We start from the raw sequence: 15479 nt of genomic DNA on the forward strand, positions 1-15479 counted from the left end.
GCTTGATCCACCAGCAGCACGCCGCCTAACCTCACCGCCAGATGGGCCAGATACTCCGCTAGCCAGCCGCCTCCGCTGTCTCATAGCATTCGACGACGGACAATCGGGTGCCGAACCGGAGCCCGACGATGACGAAGCTTCCTACACCCAGCGCGTGATCCTCAGCAGCGCGGCACGGCATGGCGCGCTGCTTGCCGAACCGCCCAAGCATCTGCCTGTAGCGGCGCGGCAGAGCGTCCTGCGCAGCCCGATGGCGAAGGACCTGCTGGAGGAGGTCCATGCGCCGCGCGAACATATCGATCTCGCCTGGCGGCAGGACGAGGACGGTGCTCCGCTCGCGCTGCGGAACACGGCGGTCGGCCTGGCAGCGATCGGGGTCGAGCCGCCCCGATACCAACCGGAATGCCATCCATCGGCGCCTTCCCAGCCGGCGGAGGCAGCAATAATCCCCGAGGCGGGCCAGGGAGACTCACAGGCGGCTTTTCTGCCTCCGCCGCTGTCCGCTACCAGTGAGACGTCCGAGGGGCCCCCGCGGTCGCCCGTGAGTCACCAAGGGCGCAAAGGCCGGGCGGCCGCACTCCGGATGGCCGCTGCAACCGTCCTCGCCGCCTGGGACGCCGCGGAGCAGGCGGGGATCAACGACGCCATCACGGGCCTGCGCGACGCCCTGGCCGCTGCACCACGGTCACCACGCGCCTCTTCTGCACCACGCACGCCCCGGACCGGCACCAAGCAGGAGCACGTCCTCGCCCTGCTGCGCCGTCACGAAGGCGCGACCATCACCCAGACCATAGACGCGACCGGCTGGCAGCAGCACACCGTCCGCGGCTTCCTCGCCGGCCTCAAGCGCAAGGGCATCACCATCGAAGTGCTAGAGCGGGTCCGACAGGTCGGGCCGAACAAGCAGGGCGCCAACGGCTCCTACTCGATCTACCGCATCACCGCCGCGACCGCGCCGGCGGAGGCAGGTTGATGCGCCTCGGTGCACAGGCGCCCCGCCTGGCGGTCGGGCTCACTCGGGTCTCGACTGCTGAGCAGGGGCAGAGCGGGCTCGGCCTGGAGGCCCAGCAAGCCAGCATCCGGACCTTCATCGCCGCGCAGGGCTGGACGCTGGTGGTGGAGTATTCCGACGTCGCCTCGGGCAAGGACGATCGGCGGCCGTGGTTCCAGGCGGCGCTGGCCCGATGCCGACAGCTGGATGCCGTGTTGGTGGCAGCGCGGCTGGATCGGATCACCCGGCGCGCGCACACGCTCTCCGGTTCCGAGCATGACTAGGCTCAGGACTCATTGACCGAGCCAGAAGATGACGGTGGCGGCGAGGGTGATAGCGCTGAAGAAGATGTGGGCGCAGTGGTCGTAGCGCATGGCGATGCGGCGCCAATCCTTGAGCCTGCGGAACATGATCTCGATGCGGTGGCGCTGGCGATACAGCGAGGCGTCGTGCGGGATGGGCACCTTCCGACGGCGGGTTGACGGGATGCACGGGGCGATGCCCTGAGCCGCCAGTTCTGCGCGGAAGCGGCCGCTGTCGTAGCCGCGGTCGCCGATGAGTTCGCTGGCTGGTGGGAGCTTGTGCAGCATCAAGGCAGCACCCCGGTGATCACTGGCCTGGCCTTCGGTGAGCGCCAGCACGACGGGACGCCCTTGGCCGTCGCCGGCGGCGTGAAGCTTGGAGTTCAGCCCGCCCTTGGTTCGGCCGATGCAGCGGGGGAAAGCCCCTTCTTGAGCAGGCTGGCCGCGGTGCGGTGCGCCTTGAGGTGTGTGCTGTCGATCATCAGGCGTTCAGGCGGGCCGCTCTCGGCGGCCAGCGCGGCGAAGATGCGGTCGAACACGCCCAAGCNACGGTGGCTTGGGGCTGGGCATAGCGGAACCTCCACCACACGCAGAATTACACGCCGCCGCGTCGCCGCAAGCCGTTAATGGGTCCTGAGCCTAGAACTCGTCCTATGCTTCGACCGGCCACAAAGGATCGAACATTTCGCCCATTTTGCTGACGTATGTCGCCTCTGACGAAGACCAGCGTAGCTCAGCGAGCATCTTCGTGTCGGCGCCTGCGAGATAGCGGAGCACCCGTCCTTCCTCGGTCGCCGCCGCGAGCACGGCCTGCGCAACCTCTGCCTCGCTACAGTACGCCGTTGGATACGCGGCCATCTTTGCGAAGCACGCCGCAGCGAAGCCTGCGTACTCCACCGGTATCAGGCCCTTCATGCGGGCTCCGCCATTGGTCGTGAAGTTCGTAGTGGGAGCGTAGCCAGGCTCCACGAGCCGCGCGGTGATACCAAACGGGCGTAATTCATAGCTCAAGGATTCCGTGAATCCTTCCACAGCCGATTTGCTGGCCGCATAAGCTGCGACGAGCGGCATTGGCCCAATCGTGACGCTCGACGTGACGTTGATGATCACCCCGCTACCCTGTCGGCGCATCTGTGGGATTATTGCGCGGCAGGTTGCCAAGGCTCCGAAGGTATTGGTCTCGAAGAGCTGCCGAACGACGGCGTCGGGCGTTGCCTCGAACGCCGAAGCCAAACCGATACCGGCGTTGTTCACCAGTACGTCAATTGCACCGAACGTCTGGACTCCCTCGGCAATTGCCGAGCCGATGCTGCCCGGGTCGGTCACGTCGAGTGGCAGGACACGCAGGCGATCTGTCTTCATCGGGAAGACCCCCGGATCGGGGCGGCGCATAGTGGCGAGGACGTTCCAGCCTTGTGCAAGGAACATCTCTGCAATGGCTTTCCCATAGCCGGACGAGGTTCCGGTAATCAGGACGGTGCGAGGCATGTTGGTCTCCATCTGGTGCACCTACTGGTATCCAGATCAGACGGGACGATCTATAATCATCACGCCGCAATACATTATGGATCGTCCAGCGTGGATCCCCTCAGCGCCGTCATCGACCTGCTTCGGCCGAGCACTGCAGTCTCGAAGCCAATTACTGCCTTAGGAAACTGGGGGGTTCGCTACTCTGCCTACGATGCACCTGGCTTCGCACTCGTAGTTGAGGGTGACTGTTGGCTCGCTTTGTCGGGGGAGGCGCCTATCCGCCTCCGCCGTGGTGACTTTCTGCTGTTTCCGTTGACGCCGGCCTTCGAGATGTCGAACCGCCCGGGCGGTGCGTGCATTCAAGGGGAACCCGGCACGAAGGCCGTGCGCTACGGCGATCAGGTCGGAGACCCTGACTTCCGAATGCTGGGCGGGACGTTCAGCATCGAGCCCATGAACGCTCTACTGCTACTCACCCTGCTGCCCAAGCAGATTCATATCCGCGCGATGGAGAACGACACCACACGCCTTGCGCGCATAATCAGCCTCATCGTGGAAGAATGCGGCGCTGCGCGACCAGGTGGGCCCACGATCCTGGACCGGCTACTCGAGATTCTGATGATCGAGGCCCTTCGCGACCAGGAGATTGGTGGCGCGAATAGCGCGCCCGCGGGTTTGATCGCGGGCCTGAGAGAGCCCGCCGTGGCAGAAGCCCTTCGTTTGATGCACGCCCATCATCAGAAAGGTTGGACGGTAGCCGAACTGGCCAAGGCCGCAGGGCTGTCGAGATCCACGTTTGCCGCACAGTTTCTGCGCACCGTAGGCTGCGCCCCCATCGAGTATCTGTCCCGTTGGCGGATGGCGATCGCAAAGAACGCCCTGTGTCGAGGAAAGGTGTCCCTGGACCGCTTGGCGGTGGACATCGGGTATGAGTCGGCTAGCGCCTTCAGTACGGCCTTTCGCCGACACGTCGGCTGCGCACCGCGGCAGTTCGCTCGCTCCTATGGGCCAGCTGCCTCAAGTGGGCCGAGCGGGTGAGGCCATTCCCGCTCCGCCCCCTGTTCGCCACCGACCAACGGTCGTTGCTCGGTGTTGAACAGATGCGATGCGTCGGCTGGTCAGGGGGCGATGCCGCGGATGAGGCGCTGGTACTGGCGCGACGCCTCCACCGGATCGTCGGTTGTGATCGTCAGTTCCGCGATCGCGATCGGGCCGTCATCCTTGCCCGTCACCTCGAGCTGCTGCTTATCCTGCCAACCCACGCGCCTTCATCCAGAAGATCGCCGCCGCGACCTTGTTCTGCTTCGTCGCCATGGCGAACAACGCTCGTGCCACCTTGCTGATGGCCTCCACCTCCGCTTGCTCGAGCTCATCGCCCGGGCTCGCCTTCAAGGCCGTCTCATCCGTGCGCAGGTAGACCGCGATCTGCCGGCGCGAGATGCCCAGCCCCGCCATCGCCCGCGCCGTCCGCCGCTGCTCCTCCGAAAACGACGGGATGGCATCAGGGGTGGGCTCGGCTGTCATTGGCCCTTCTCCCCCGCCGTCCCCTCGATGATCCGATTGTAGACCCGCCGCGGCGACTCACCCTGTCGGATGATTGCCTCAAGCTCCGCGTCGGTCAGCGATGCATGAGGCGTCACCTCGGGCCGGATCTCAATCTTCTCGCGCCAGCCCGCCCGGGCCTTCATCCAGAAAATGGCCGCGGCCACGTTCTTGCCCTGCGTGGCCATCTGGAACAGCGACTGCGCGACCTTGGCATTGGCCTCCGTTATCCCCCGGTCGAGCTCTTCCCCGAAATGCTTGCGCGATGTTTTGGTATCGATGCCGATGAACGGCGCGATGTCCGTGTGCGGAATGCCGAACCCCGCCATCGTCTTCACCGTGCGGCGCTGATCCGACGTGGGCTCAAACCGGCGCATGGGACGCCTCCGTGGGACTCGCAGGCGCGCCGCCGACCGGGCCAGGGCCTAGGCCGCTGAAGGAAGCCCCATCGCCCTCGCGGACGGCGTCGTGGCCCGTGAAGGCCTCCCACCGCGCCACCGCGACGTCGACATAGGCCGGCGAGAGTTCGATCGCATGGCAGGACCGCCCGTCATCTCCGCCGCGATCAGGGAGGTGCCCGATCCAGAGAACGGCTCGTACACCGCCTGCCCGGGCGAGGAGTTGTTCTCGATCGGCCGGCGCATGCATTCCACCGGCTTCTGGGTGCCGTGCACCGTCTCGGCATCCTCGCTGCGGCCGGCGATCTGCCACAGGGTCGTCTGCTTGCGATCGCCCGACCAATGCCCCTGGCCGCGCAGCGCATACCAGGCGGGTTCATGCTGCCAATGGTAGTGGCCGCGGCCGAGCACCAAGCGGTCCTTCGCCCAGATGATCTGCGCACGGATATCAAAGCTGCAGGCGGTCAGGCTCTCCGCCACCGTGGTGGCGTGCAGGGCGCCGTGCCAGACATAGGCGACATCGCCGGGAAACAGCGCCCAGGCCTCGCGCCAATCGGCGCGATCATCGTTCTCCACCTTGCCGGTGCGCCGCGTGGTGCTGACGCCGGCCATGTTTCGCCATTCCGGGTCGTAGGCGACGCCGTAGGGCGGGTCGGTGACCATCAGGTGGGGACGGACGCCGCCAGGGCCATAAGGGCGGTGCCGGACGGTCGTTTGAGTGAGGTGATCGGCGTCGTGTCGCGTCGTCGGCGCTGGGCGTTTGAGCAAAAGCGGGCGTTGGTGGCGGAGGTGTCGCGGCCCAGCGCGTCGGCGGCAGCTGTAGCAGACCGGCGCGGGACGAGCCGGAGCCTTCTGTTTGAGTGGCGACGGGAGATGCGCGAAAGAACGATGCCGATCGTAGTGCATGCCAAGCCGGTCCCGGCGCTGGTGCCGGCTCGGGTCGTGGAGGATGCACCGGCGAAGGAAGAGCCGCGCCCGGCACGGCCTCTGCGCAGACCGTCCGAGCGGCTGCTGTGCCTCATGCTCCAGCACCATCCGTACCGCCCGTTCGCGCACCTCAGGCGAGAAATTGTTCGTCATCGCTCCAGCCTCTCAGGCGTTGGAGCCTCCAACAAACCCGAGGCGGTTCAGCCTGCCGCCCGCGCCACCACGTATTGGTGGACGCGGCATCGCCGCCCACATCTTCTATGCATTCAGCCGCCCGTCACGAAGTCGGAAGATCCGGTCCAGACGATCCATAATCTTCTCATCGTGGGTCACGGTCACGATCGCCGCCTGCTGCTCGCGCGCCAGTCGCGACAGCAGATCCATCACGATGCCAGCGCGTACGGAATCGAGCGCCGCGGTCGGCTCATCTGCCAGGATGATCCGCGGCCGGTTGGCCAGGGCGCGCGCGATCGCCACACGCTGTGCCTCCCCGCCGGAGAGTTGGGCCGGCATCGCATACCGCCGATGCCCCACCTGCAGATAGTCGAGCAGCTCCCATGCCCGCCGCCGCGCCGCGTCGAGCCCTTCACCGGTCAAGGTCATCGCCAACGCCACGTTGTCCGTCGCGTCGAGGAAGGGCAGCAGATTGTGGGTCTGAAAGACGAAACCGATCTTCTCGAGCCGCAGCCGGCGGAGATCCCGGCGCAGCCAGCGGCCATCGAACACGGCCTCGCCATCCAGCAGCATCCGGCCTTCGCTGGGTTCGACGATACAGGCGATGACGTTCAGCAGCGTGCTTTTCCCGGACCCGCTCGGTCCCAGCAGCCCGACCACCTCACCGGCGGAAATCGTCATCGCCACCCCGTGCAGCGCGTCCACCCGCGCCGCGCCCTCCCCGAAGTGCTTGGAGATCCCGCTGAGTTCGACCAATGGCTGCGAGGATGGCGGCGGGCTCTCCATAGCTTCAACCCACCAAGGCGCGGCCAGGCTCGACGCGCATGGCCAAGCGGACGCCCAGGCTGCTTGCCAGCAGGCAGACGATGACCACGATGCCGAACAGCGTGACGAGGTCGGTCGGCTCCAGCACGACCCGTCGCGGGAACCAGTCCTTCGCCGCGAATACCAGCGAGGCGCCGAAGACGAAGCCGATTACGCCCATCATCAGCGCCTGCTGCACGATCAGGCCGATGATCGTCCGGTCCGGGGCCCCGATCAGCTTGAGCGTCGCGATCTCCCGCAGCTTGTCCATGGTCAGAGTGTAGACGATCAGGGCGATGATCACCGCTGAGACGAGCGTCAGGACACCCATGAACAGGCCGAGCTGCCGGCGTGCCCGCTCAATGACGGTGGTGGTGAGGATGGTTTCCTGTTCCGCCTGTGTGAGCACCGACAGGTGTTTCCAGCGCCGCACATCGTCGGCAACGGAATCGACAGGCACATTAGGCGATATCCGCAAGATCACGGCATTGATGATATCGGTGGCGGTGTGCTGCGCGCCACGTGCGACCTCACGCCGGGACGCTGGTGCCGAGACTTCGAACTGAAGCTCCTGGGCATCGCGCAAGGTGGTGTAGACAATGGAATCGCCTGACAGTGTCACGCTGCCGCGCGTGAGGCCGACGACGGTGAAGGTGCGTCGACCCAGGCGCAGCGTCTCGCCCGGCGTGAGTCCTGTCTGGACATCGGCAATCAGTTCATAGTGCCCGCGGGTGATTTCACGCCCGGTCGCGATACGGGCAGGGCCACCGGGCCTGCCCGGTTCGAAACCGACGACCTGCAGCCGCAGGCGCCGGCTGCCATGGTCGGCCTGGATCGTCTGGATCGTGATGGAGCCGGCCGCGAGCACGCCGTTGATGCGCGCGATCATCTCCCGTGTGTCGCCAGGGATGCGTGAGGCTTCCGCGAAGGGGCCATGCGTCTCCGCCTCGACCACCCAGGCGTCGGCGCCGATGGAACGCACCAGAGCCAGCGCGTCGGCCGTCTGCCCCCTGTAGATCCCGGCCATCGTCACCACGACACCGAGCAGCAGGCTGAGGCCGATGCAGGTCAGCACGAAGCGCCCGAGCTTGTGACGGATCTCCCGGAACGCGAGGTTCATGGGCGCCTTGCCCCGACCGTCACCTGACGGCCGATGCTGAACCCGCTGCCGAGCCGATTCACCACCTCCGCGTCCTGCGGCACGCCGTCCAGGACCTGAAGCCGGCCGTCCAGTGTCCGTTGCCCAAATGTCACATCGCGTTGGGCCAGCCGGCCATCCTCGACGGTCCAGACCACGCCATGGTGCCCGTCCAGGCCGATTACCGCGGCCAACGGCACGAGGCGGGCCTCACCGAGCTGTGCGACCGACACGGTGACTTCCGCCTGTTCGCCAAGATGGAAATCGGCCGGGCAATCCTCGCATCGAACGAAGACGCGCCGTTCCTCATTCACGCGGTCGCTCTCGATGTCGATCCGCGCCACGCGTCCGGAGAAGCGGCGGTTTCCGAGCGAACGCAGCACCACCTCCGCCGGCTGACCGACAGCCATCTGCCCGGCCTTCGATTCGTCGATATAGGCGAGAACCCAGACGGTCGCCGCATCGACCAGCGTGAACAGGGCCTCGCCCGGGCTGAGCATCGAACCGAGTTCCCGATTGCGCGAGACAACCATCGCATCGTAGGGCGCGCGCAGTTCGTACTTGGCGAGCCGAGCCTCTTCCAAGGACTGCACCGCGCGCGTCTGTTCCAGGTTGGCGTGCGCGACCGCTGCCGCACCTCGCGCCTGGCTGAGTTCCGCTGCGGCGATCTCGAAGGCCGCGCGGGCCTCATCGGCCGCTTCCGCCGAAACATTGCCGCGCTGGACCAGGGCCTGCCGACGGTCATTCGTCTGTACTCTCTGGCGCAGGCTCGCCTCGGCGCGCTCGATGGCCGCATCGGCTTGGCGGACCGCCGCCTCGGCCTGATCCACTGCGGCCCGGGCCTGTGCTACGCGCGCTTCCTGCTCTCGGCTTTGTACCCGTGCGAGGACGGCGCCGGCCGTCACCCGGTCTCCGAAATCGGCGGCCAGTTCCACCAGGGTTCCCGTAACCTCGAAGCCCACGCGCGAGATCACGCGTGCTTCGACCGTGCCGAGGCCGAAGACTTGGATGGGCACATCGCGCTCCATTGTCGCGACGCTGACGGCGATGGGCCGCCACAGGCGGTCCGTGGCCAGCGCGGCGGCAGCGACCAGCGCCACCATCAAGGAAAGCACGATGAGCAGGAGCCTGCGGCGCATTCGTATCTCCTCAACGCAGGCGGGACCGGTTCAGTCAATGGATGATCCGGGTCAGGCCCAGGAAGCAGCCGGAAAGCGCGACCAGCGCCGCGACGTCCATAGCGAATGGAAGGTACCGCATACTACCGAATCCCGCGCGGATGAGGTCCGCGCCTGGCGCTCCCACGGCGTCACCAGCGGACCGACTGCGAGGGCGCAAAGAACAGCGCCATCGCGACGACGCGGGGCACCATCGCGCTGATGGGCAGATCGCGGCCCGCGGCGAAGGCAAGGACGAAGAACATAGAGACGATGCCGCGGGCATATGTGGTAACTTCGGCTTTACCGATACGGCCCGGCGGGTGATGTGCAGGAATGCCTCCTCCAGGCTCGGCTCGAGGGTGTTCAATGCGATGATCCCGATCCCTATTGCCGCGGAGTGTGCGGCGATGTCCTGCGCCAGCCGGCCGGCATCCGCGGCATCGGCGCGGAAGTCATCGGCAGCGGCGTGACCTTGATGGTCGAGGCGTCGGCGAGAACATCGCCCGGCGCCACACCTGAGGTCGCGAACCGCACCTCAATCGACCGCCGGGATTCGATCGTGCCGCGCAGCGCCTGCGGAGTATCCAACGCGGTCATACGTCCCTGGTCGATGATGGCGACCCGGTGGCAGAGATCGCCCGCCTCCTCGATCTTGTGGGTCGTCAGAAGCATCGTGGTGCATCGATCACGCTTCATGCGTACGACGACATCGCGGATGGCGTGGACGCTGGCGAGATCGAGACCGGTCGTTGGCTCGACGAGGAAGAGAATCGCCGGGCTGCCGACCAAAGCCATGCCAGCATCAGGCGCAGCGGAGGCCCTTCGAAAGATCACGCCCCTTTTGCTTCTCCCGGCCGACCAAGCCGAACAGGCCGAGCAACTCTTTGCCACCTTCCGTGCGCTGACGGCGGCCGACGGCGTGAAGTTCGCCCATGAGCATCACATTCCGCCAGACGGTGAGGTCGGCATAGACGTTTGCCTCCTCCGGAACCACGCTCAGCAACTCCCGCGCGGCGATAGGATCCTTGGCGACATCGTAGCCGGCCACCATGGCGGTCCCCTCGCTGGCTGGCACGTGGCCCGTGACCATCCTGACCGTGGTGCTCTTGCCGGCCCCGTTGGGGCTGAGAAAGCCGAAGATCTCGCCACGCGCGATCGCGAAGTTGATGCTGTCCACCGTGACCCGGTCGCCGAAGCGCCGCCTTAGCCGGCGGGCCTCGATCATCGGTTCGGGGGTAATGGTCATGCTGGTGCCGCGCCGACGGGCGGGCGTGTCATCATTGGATTGGCTCGCCGCCGGCGATCGTGAGGTGGTGCCGCTGGTGATGCGAACCACTTACCAACAGGCCGATGAAACCCATCCCGCGAATGTGGGGCACATCCCGCGGATCGGTCGAGGTCACGATCAGGCGAACGCGATCGGTCAGCGCCTCGGTCCTGGCTGTCCAATTGGGAACCGGTCCAACTCCTGGGCATGGGCCGGGACCATGCGGCGGATGGCGTCGAGAGTGCGACCGTCGCCGGTCACGGCGATCTCGATCCCGCCCTCGACCCCGCGTTGCGCAGCTACTGGCCGCAGCGTCACCTCGTTCATATCGATCAGGTGCACACGCGGGGCGGCGAGATTGACCTTGCGCCAATCGGTCGTGGGATCCGCCTCGAGGAGGCGCACGATCTCGTGCACAGCGCCGAACGCGCCCTGACCCGGTATCGTCGGCATCGTCGCGGGCCGGTGGTCGACCATCGCGCGCATGTGCGGCGCGGCGTAACTGACAACGGCGGACACCATCGACCAACGGTCGTTGCTCGGTGCTGAACGGATGCGATGGCGCGCGGTTCAGCGTCCCTCGCCTGGCTCGCCGGGCATGCGGGCGCGGAACAGGGCGAAGGGACGCAGGGTGGTCTTACGGTCGAGCCCGGAGAGTTCGGTGGCCTGGGCCGCGGTCAGATCAGCGCAGAAGAAGCTCAAGAGCTGACGCAATTTGACCTCTGAAATGCACGTGTGGCGCAGATAGCGATTTTTCCAAGCTATCACAGCACCTTAGCAGGTGCTCAGATCACCTAATCTGGACCAGACCCAAACTTAAAATGCACCCGATCAAGCACTTGGAGATTTTCACCCCTCCGAGGGATGCAAATCCCGTGCAGCGCCCGTGAGTCCGGGCCGTCCTGCCCGGAACCAAAAAGCGGTGTCCGGAGGCCTTCAGGCCTTTGGCGGGGAGGCTTGGAGGGGCAGGGCCCCTCCAAGCCCGCTCACCCCCTCCTGGCCGGCTCCCGTGACAGCCCCCGCGCGCCCAGTTCGGCGAGATAGGTCGCCCACCGCGCTTCCTGCTCCACCCCGAGGGTGCGCAGATACTCCCAGGAATAGATCCCGGTGTCGTGCAGGTCGTCGAACACGATCCGTACCGCGTAATTGCCCACCGGTTCGACGCGCATGATGCCGACATGGCGTCGCCCGGCGATGATCACCTTCTGCCCGGGTCCGTGCCCCTGGACTTCGGCGCTGGGGCTTTCGACGCGCAGGTATTCGGCCGGCAGGCGAAAGCGCGCACCGTCGGACCAGGCGACTTCAAGCAATTGCTCCGCACGTTTGAGGCGGATTTCCGAGGGGGCGGCCACGCGCTCAGCCGGCGAGCTTGCGTGCCTCGTCCGGCAGCATAATGGGGATGCCGTCGCGGATCGGGTAGGCGAGCCCGGCGCGGTCGCTGACCAGCTCGCCCTTCTCGCGGTCATAGCGCAGCGGCCCCTTGGTGACGGGGCAGACGAGGATTTCCAGCAGACGCGGATCCACCGCACCGCCGGGCTGCTGCTTGGTGTCGGACATGGTGGTGCGTCCCTTAGCTTGGCCGTCCCTCGGACGGCGAATTGGCGACAGCCCCCATGCGCATCAGCGCGACGAGCATGCGCGCGCGTTCGGCGCAGTCGGGGGCTTCCAGAAGGGCCTGCTTCTCCGGCACGTCGAAGGGGCAGACCATGGACAAGGTGGTGACGAGCATGGCGTCGGCGGATTGTTCCACCGCCTCCCAATTCGCCTCGATGCCGCGGGCGCGGAAATAGGGCCGCAGCGCGTCGAGTAGTTCAGCGCGGTCATAGGCCGCGCTGCCTTCCTCCGGCACCAGATCGGCGGCGAAATCCGCGTAGTCGGCATGGACGCGACGATAGCCGCCCGGTGCGAGCGGCAGTTCCTCGGCGATGCGGAAGCGAATCACCCCGGTCAGCGCGATCAGCAGGCGCCCGTCCTCGGTCTCGGAGAAGGACGAAAGCCGGCCGAGGCAGCCAACACGGTACAGCGCCGAGCCGGACTCGCCACGCGGCAGGTGGGTGTCAGGCTGCACCATGCCGAACATCCGCCCCCGCGCCAGGCTGTCGAAGGTCATCGCCAAGTAGCGCGGCTCGAAGATGTTGAGCGGCAGCCTGCCCCCCGGCAGCAGCAGCGCGCCGGAGAGCGGGAATACCGCGATCTCCTCCGGCAGGTCTGCGTAGCGGGGGCGGAAGGCGGGCATGGTGCCGGCCCGGGCCTATCGGAACAGCACGGCGGAGAGCTTGCGCCGGCCCGCCTTGCTGGCCGGGTCGTCAAAGCCCCAGGCGTCGAACAGCTTCAGCAGCTGCTTGCGGGCGGCCTCCTCATTCCAGGCGCGGTCGCGGCGGATCGCCTCGATCAGCATGTCGACGGCGGCGTCGCGCTCGCCATTGGCGGACAGCGCGATGGCGAGGTCGATGCGCGCGGCATGGTCGTCCGGGTCGGCATCGACGCGGGCCTGGTGCTGGGCGAGCTGGTCGCGGGCGCGGCGGCCTTCGATCTCGACCTCGATGGCACTGCGGGCGGCGACGACCTCCGCGGCCTCCTTGATCTTCGGCGCGGCGCTGTCGAGCACCGCGAGCGCCTGGTCTTCCTCGCCCAGGGCGAGCAGGGCGCGGGCGACGCCGGCGAGCGCCTTGGCGTTCTCCGGCTCCTGCTGGGACAGAGCGCCGAACAGTTCGAGCGCGCCGGCATGGTCGCCCGCGGCGACGGCGGCCTCGGCCTCGGCCAGCAGGTCGGCGGTCGGCATTTGGCCGCCGGCGGCCTTGAGCAGGCCTTCGATGAAGCGCTTGACCTCGCTCTCGGGCAGCGCACCCTGGAACAGATCGAGGATCTGGCCCTGCCAGAAGGCGACGACGGTCGGGACGGATTGCAGCGGCAGGCCCATCTGCGTCAGCTGCGCGACGAGGGAGCGGTTCTGGTCGATGTCGATCTTGACTAGGCGCACGCGGCCGGCGGCGCCCTTCACCACCTTCTCGAGCGCCGGGGTCAGCGTCTTGCAGGGGCCGCACCAGGTCGCCCAGAAATCGACCAGGACGGGCACCTGGCGCGACGCCTCGATGACGTCCTGCATGAAGGTGTTCTGGTTGCCGTCCTTGATGACGCCTTCGGCGGCGGCGGCGGGCGCGCCCTGGCGGGCGGGGTCGAAGATCACGTCCATGGCAGGCATTCCTCAAGTCTTGGCCGGGCTGGCGGGCGGTGGGCCGGGCAGCTGTTTCATCCCATAGATGCGCTGTCCACCGCGCGACGCAAGCAGGATGCGCCGCCGCGGTCCGATTGGCCGCGCGGCATGCTGCCTACCCGGCGTCGAGGTCCAGCAGCAAGGCCTCATGCCCGATTCCGGCGAGGAACCGCAACAGCTCGGCCGGCGCGAGGCCGGTACTGGCGGCATTGGTCAGCGGGTGCACCCAGATACGGTCGAAACCCTCGGCGAGAACGCGGTCCATCACGAAGCGCACCGACCCGGGCGCGGCATTGACCAGGCCGAAAGGGGTCACGGAACCGGGGGTGACGCCGAGCGTGGCCAGGAGGTCCTCGGCGCTGGCCATCGATACCTTGCCCGCGCCGGCCAGCCGCGCCAGCGCGTTGATCGAGACCTGGCGATCCTCCTTCAGGGTGGCGAGCAGGAACGGCCCGACGCCCTTGGCCGGCTTCAGGAACAGGTTCTTGGTGTGGCCGCCCGGCAGTTCGCCGCGCAGGTCCTGGCTCTCGGCCACCGTGAAGACGGGTGGGTGGTGGCGGGTCTCGGCGGCGATGCCGGCGGTGGTGAGGCGGGCCAGCAGGCCCTGGGGTGATTCAGGCATTCAGTGTCCGTTTGCGAGGTGCCGCACCTGCCCGCCCCCCGCCCGCACCGTTGAGCGGCCGGGCGGGGTGCGGAATGGTGCCGCGCGACAGACTGCGCCCGCAGGCATTCAGTCCAGTTTGATGTTGTTGGCGCGCACCACCCGTGCCCAGACCTCGATCTCATTGTCGAGCCAGGTGCGGAAACTGTCCGGACCCTCGGCGCGGTTGACGGCGCCGAGGGCGGCGATGCGGGTGGCGGTGGCCGGAACCGCCATGGCGGCGCGCAGCGCGTCCGAGAGGCGGTTCACCATCGGCGCCGGAGTGCCGCCTTGGGTGAGGACACCCTGCCAGGTGCCCGAATCGGCCGCTGGCCAGCCGAGTTCCGTGAAGGTAGGCACGTCGGGGAAGTCGGCCAAGCGTGCCGGCCCGGTGACGGCGATGGCGCGCAGCGTGCCCTGCTTGCAGAAAGGGGCGGTGGCGGTCGCGCCGTTGATGATGACCTGGGCTTCGCCGGCGGCGACCGCGGTCAGCGCCGCGGCGCCGCCGCGATAGGGCACCTGGGTCAGGTCCGCCCCCCAATGCTGCGCCACCAGCAGGCCGGTGAGATGGTTGCCCACGCCGATCCCGGCATGGCCGACATTGACCCGCTGCGGATTGGCCTTCGCATAGGCCACGAGTTCGGCGGCGTTTTGCACCGGCAGGGAGGGGTGCACGGCCAGGATGTAGGGCGCGTAGATCAGCATGGTGACCGGGGCGAGGTCCCGCTTCAGGTCGAAGGGTAGGCGCGTGTAGAGCGAGGGTGCCGTCGCCAGGGTCGAGACGTCGATGATCAGCAGGGTGTGGCCGTCCGGCGCGGATTTCGCGACCACGTCGGCGCCGATATTGCCGCCGGCGCCGGTGCGATTCTCGACCACGACGTTCTGGCCGAAGGCGCGCGTCAGATCCGGCGCGAGCAGCCGGGCGATGATGTCGGAGGTGCCGCCCGGGGCGAAGGGGACCACCAGGCGCACCGGGTGGTCGAAGCTTTGTGCGCTGGCCTGGCGCAAGGCAGGCAGAACAAGGGCCCCGGCGGCAAGGCCGAGGACGGCGCGGCGGTTCATGACGGATTTCTCCCGGGGGTTCGTTGCGGCGATGATTGCCTTGGCGGGTAGCGACTGTCGAGAGGATGTTCGATTCCTCGCGGGGGGTGGGTTGCAATCCCCAACGACCCATGCCAAAAGCCCGGCCCGCACGGAGCGCGGGCGTAGCTCAGGGGTAGAGCACGACCTTGCCAAGGTCGGGGTCGAGGGTTCGAATCCCTTCGCCCGCTCCAATCTTCTCTCTCACAACCTGTCTCTCCTGGTCAGGGCGCCGCGCTGAGGCGCAGGTTTGGCCGGGGTTTGCGCATGGACCTTGATGGTTCGATCTCGCAACGTCAGCCAATTTTGCCCCGGAGAGAGCGGAGAGTCTCCGAACCTTGAGGGTGGGCCGATTTTTCCCTCAAGCTTAAG

23 protein-coding genes and 1 tRNA gene are annotated in these 15479 nt (G+C 67.2%); 4 read left to right on the forward strand and 20 right to left on the reverse strand.

Annotation, left to right across the window (positions count from 1 at the left end):
- Window positions 1-973: DUF3489 domain-containing protein (locus tag IEY36_RS30980; RefSeq protein WP_229681702.1), on the forward strand; the 973-nt coding region annotated here is incomplete at its 5' end.
- Complete coding sequence (locus IEY36_RS29670; RefSeq protein ID WP_188973826.1) at window positions 973-1275, forward strand: recombinase family protein; 303 nt, start codon at window positions 973-975, stop codon at window positions 1273-1275. The genes IEY36_RS30980 and IEY36_RS29670, both read left to right, overlap by 1 nt.
- A 9-nt stretch (window positions 1276-1284) precedes the next feature.
- Here IEY36_RS29670 and IEY36_RS29675 read toward each other — a convergent pair whose 3' ends face one another.
- The 3 genes from IEY36_RS29675 to IEY36_RS29685 form a co-directional block, all read right to left on the reverse strand.
- Window positions 1285-1701 carry an IS5 family transposase gene (locus IEY36_RS29675; protein WP_188973862.1) on the reverse strand — a complete coding sequence of 139 codons (417 nt, stop codon included), beginning with the start codon at window positions 1699-1701 and terminating at the stop codon, window positions 1285-1287.
- Window positions 1677-1832: a hypothetical protein gene (locus IEY36_RS29680; RefSeq protein WP_188973864.1), complete on the reverse strand. Its 156-nt coding sequence runs from the start codon at window positions 1830-1832 to the stop codon at window positions 1677-1679. The genes IEY36_RS29675 and IEY36_RS29680 overlap by 25 nt, the downstream gene beginning before the upstream one ends.
- A gap of 112 nt (window positions 1833-1944) precedes the next feature.
- Entirely contained in the window at window positions 1945-2781 is an 837-nt protein-coding gene (locus tag IEY36_RS29685; RefSeq protein WP_188973828.1) for an SDR family oxidoreductase, read from the reverse strand.
- Window positions 2782-2871: 90 nt separating this feature from the next.
- On the opposite strand from IEY36_RS29685, the gene IEY36_RS29690 reads away from it, so the two are divergent.
- Window positions 2872-3801 carry an AraC family transcriptional regulator gene (locus IEY36_RS29690; protein WP_188973830.1) on the forward strand — a complete coding sequence of 310 codons (930 nt, stop codon included), beginning with the start codon at window positions 2872-2874 and terminating at the stop codon, window positions 3799-3801.
- Between the two features lie 80 nt (window positions 3802-3881).
- Here IEY36_RS29690 and IEY36_RS29695 read toward each other — a convergent pair whose 3' ends face one another.
- The 17 genes from IEY36_RS29695 to IEY36_RS29780 form a co-directional block, all read right to left on the reverse strand.
- Entirely contained in the window at window positions 3882-4025 is a 144-nt protein-coding gene (locus IEY36_RS29695) for a hypothetical protein (RefSeq protein ID WP_188973832.1), read from the reverse strand.
- On the reverse strand, window positions 4009-4287 hold the full coding sequence (locus tag IEY36_RS29700; protein ID WP_188973834.1) for a hypothetical protein: 279 nt from the start codon (window positions 4285-4287) through the stop codon (window positions 4009-4011). Before IEY36_RS29700 ends, IEY36_RS29695 begins: the two co-directional genes overlap by 17 nt.
- On the reverse strand, window positions 4284-4682 hold the full coding sequence (locus IEY36_RS29705; RefSeq protein ID WP_188973836.1) for a hypothetical protein: 399 nt from the start codon (window positions 4680-4682) through the stop codon (window positions 4284-4286). Before IEY36_RS29705 ends, IEY36_RS29700 begins: the two co-directional genes overlap by 4 nt.
- 48 nt (window positions 4683-4730) lie before the next feature.
- The gene (locus IEY36_RS31505) at window positions 4731-5366 is read right to left on the reverse strand and encodes a DNA-methyltransferase (RefSeq protein WP_373290365.1); all 636 of its coding nucleotides are present in this window, start codon (window positions 5364-5366) and stop codon (window positions 4731-4733) included.
- Between the two features lie 522 nt (window positions 5367-5888).
- A complete protein-coding gene (locus IEY36_RS29720; protein WP_188973838.1) occupies window positions 5889-6590 on the reverse strand; it encodes an ABC transporter ATP-binding protein in 702 nt (233 codons plus the stop codon).
- A gap of 4 nt (window positions 6591-6594) precedes the next feature.
- A complete protein-coding gene (locus IEY36_RS29725; protein WP_188973839.1) occupies window positions 6595-7728 on the reverse strand; it encodes an ABC transporter permease in 1134 nt (377 codons plus the stop codon).
- Entirely contained in the window at window positions 7725-8849 is a 1125-nt protein-coding gene (locus IEY36_RS29730) for an efflux RND transporter periplasmic adaptor subunit (protein WP_229681704.1), read from the reverse strand. Before IEY36_RS29730 ends, IEY36_RS29725 begins: the two co-directional genes overlap by 4 nt.
- Window positions 8850-9290: 441 nt before the next feature.
- Window positions 9291-9701: an ATP-binding cassette domain-containing protein gene (locus IEY36_RS29735; protein WP_188973843.1), complete on the reverse strand. Its 411-nt coding sequence runs from the start codon at window positions 9699-9701 to the stop codon at window positions 9291-9293.
- Between the two features lie 7 nt (window positions 9702-9708).
- Window positions 9709-10242 carry an ATP-binding cassette domain-containing protein gene (locus tag IEY36_RS29740; protein WP_188973845.1) on the reverse strand — a complete coding sequence of 178 codons (534 nt, stop codon included), beginning with the start codon at window positions 10240-10242 and terminating at the stop codon, window positions 9709-9711.
- Window positions 10243-10329: 87 nt separating this feature from the next.
- Window positions 10330-10695 (reverse strand): hypothetical protein, encoded by a 366-nt coding sequence (locus IEY36_RS29745; RefSeq protein ID WP_188973847.1) that lies wholly within the window; start codon window positions 10693-10695, stop codon window positions 10330-10332.
- 48 nt (window positions 10696-10743) lie between these two features.
- Entirely contained in the window at window positions 10744-10887 is a 144-nt protein-coding gene (locus IEY36_RS29750; RefSeq protein ID WP_188973848.1) for a hypothetical protein, read from the reverse strand.
- Window positions 10888-11159: 272 nt separating this feature from the next.
- Window positions 11160-11525: a gamma-butyrobetaine hydroxylase-like domain-containing protein gene (locus IEY36_RS29755; protein WP_188973866.1), complete on the reverse strand. Its 366-nt coding sequence runs from the start codon at window positions 11523-11525 to the stop codon at window positions 11160-11162.
- 4 nt (window positions 11526-11529) lie between these two features.
- The gene (locus tag IEY36_RS29760; RefSeq protein ID WP_188973850.1) at window positions 11530-11730 is read right to left on the reverse strand and encodes a Trm112 family protein; all 201 of its coding nucleotides are present in this window, start codon (window positions 11728-11730) and stop codon (window positions 11530-11532) included.
- Between the two features lie 13 nt (window positions 11731-11743).
- Window positions 11744-12409 carry an LON peptidase substrate-binding domain-containing protein gene (locus IEY36_RS29765; RefSeq protein WP_188973852.1) on the reverse strand — a complete coding sequence of 222 codons (666 nt, stop codon included), beginning with the start codon at window positions 12407-12409 and terminating at the stop codon, window positions 11744-11746.
- 15 nt (window positions 12410-12424) lie between these two features.
- Complete coding sequence (locus tag IEY36_RS29770; RefSeq protein WP_188973854.1) at window positions 12425-13366, reverse strand: tetratricopeptide repeat protein; 942 nt, start codon at window positions 13364-13366, stop codon at window positions 12425-12427.
- Between the two features lie 136 nt (window positions 13367-13502).
- Window positions 13503-14009 carry a prolyl-tRNA synthetase associated domain-containing protein gene (locus IEY36_RS29775; RefSeq protein ID WP_188973856.1) on the reverse strand — a complete coding sequence of 169 codons (507 nt, stop codon included), beginning with the start codon at window positions 14007-14009 and terminating at the stop codon, window positions 13503-13505.
- Window positions 14010-14117: 108 nt separating this feature from the next.
- Complete coding sequence (locus IEY36_RS29780) at window positions 14118-15089, reverse strand: Bug family tripartite tricarboxylate transporter substrate binding protein (RefSeq protein WP_188973858.1); 972 nt, start codon at window positions 15087-15089, stop codon at window positions 14118-14120.
- Between the two features lie 137 nt (window positions 15090-15226).
- Here IEY36_RS29780 and IEY36_RS29785 point away from each other — a divergent pair.
- Window positions 15227-15301, forward strand: a tRNA-Gly gene (locus IEY36_RS29785).
- Window positions 15302-15479: the final 178 nt, after the last annotated feature.

It is taken from the genome of Neoroseomonas lacus, assembly GCF_014644535.1.
Classification (GTDB): Bacteria; Pseudomonadota; Alphaproteobacteria; order Acetobacterales; family Acetobacteraceae; genus Neoroseomonas; species Neoroseomonas lacus.

Coding starts and splice junctions, on each gene's coding strand:
- IEY36_RS29725 (WP_188973839.1), bottom strand. CDS start 7,728: ATGAACCTCGCGTTCCGGGAGATCCGTCACAAGCTCGGGCGCTTCGTG.
- IEY36_RS29760 (WP_188973850.1), bottom strand. CDS start 11,730: ATGTCCGACACCAAGCAGCAGCCCGGCGGTGCGGTGGATCCGCGTCTG.
- IEY36_RS29685 (WP_188973828.1), bottom strand. CDS start 2,781: ATGCCTCGCACCGTCCTGATTACCGGAACCTCGTCCGGCTATGGGAAA.
- IEY36_RS29730 (WP_229681704.1), bottom strand. CDS start 8,849: ATGGTGGCGCTGGTCGCTGCCGCCGCGCTGGCCACGGACCGCCTGTGG.
- IEY36_RS29745 (WP_188973847.1), bottom strand. CDS start 10,695: ATGGTGTCCGCCGTTGTCAGTTACGCCGCGCCGCACATGCGCGCGATG.
- IEY36_RS29765 (WP_188973852.1), bottom strand. CDS start 12,409: ATGCCCGCCTTCCGCCCCCGCTACGCAGACCTGCCGGAGGAGATCGCG.
- IEY36_RS29700 (WP_188973834.1), bottom strand. CDS start 4,287: ATGACAGCCGAGCCCACCCCTGATGCCATCCCGTCGTTTTCGGAGGAG.
- IEY36_RS29670 (WP_188973826.1), top strand. CDS start 973: ATGCGCCTCGGTGCACAGGCGCCCCGCCTGGCGGTCGGGCTCACTCGG.
- IEY36_RS29780 (WP_188973858.1), bottom strand. CDS start 15,089: ATGAACCGCCGCGCCGTCCTCGGCCTTGCCGCCGGGGCCCTTGTTCTG.
- IEY36_RS29735 (WP_188973843.1), bottom strand. CDS start 9,701: ATGGCTTTGGTCGGCAGCCCGGCGATTCTCTTCCTCGTCGAGCCAACG.
- IEY36_RS29770 (WP_188973854.1), bottom strand. CDS start 13,366: ATGGACGTGATCTTCGACCCCGCCCGCCAGGGCGCGCCCGCCGCCGCC.
- IEY36_RS29705 (WP_188973836.1), bottom strand. CDS start 4,682: ATGCGCCGGTTTGAGCCCACGTCGGATCAGCGCCGCACGGTGAAGACG.
- IEY36_RS29775 (WP_188973856.1), bottom strand. CDS start 14,009: ATGCCTGAATCACCCCAGGGCCTGCTGGCCCGCCTCACCACCGCCGGC.
- IEY36_RS31505 (WP_373290365.1), bottom strand. CDS start 5,366: ATGGTCACCGACCCGCCCTACGGCGTCGCCTACGACCCGGAATGGCGA.
- IEY36_RS29720 (WP_188973838.1), bottom strand. CDS start 6,590: ATGGAGAGCCCGCCGCCATCCTCGCAGCCATTGGTCGAACTCAGCGGG.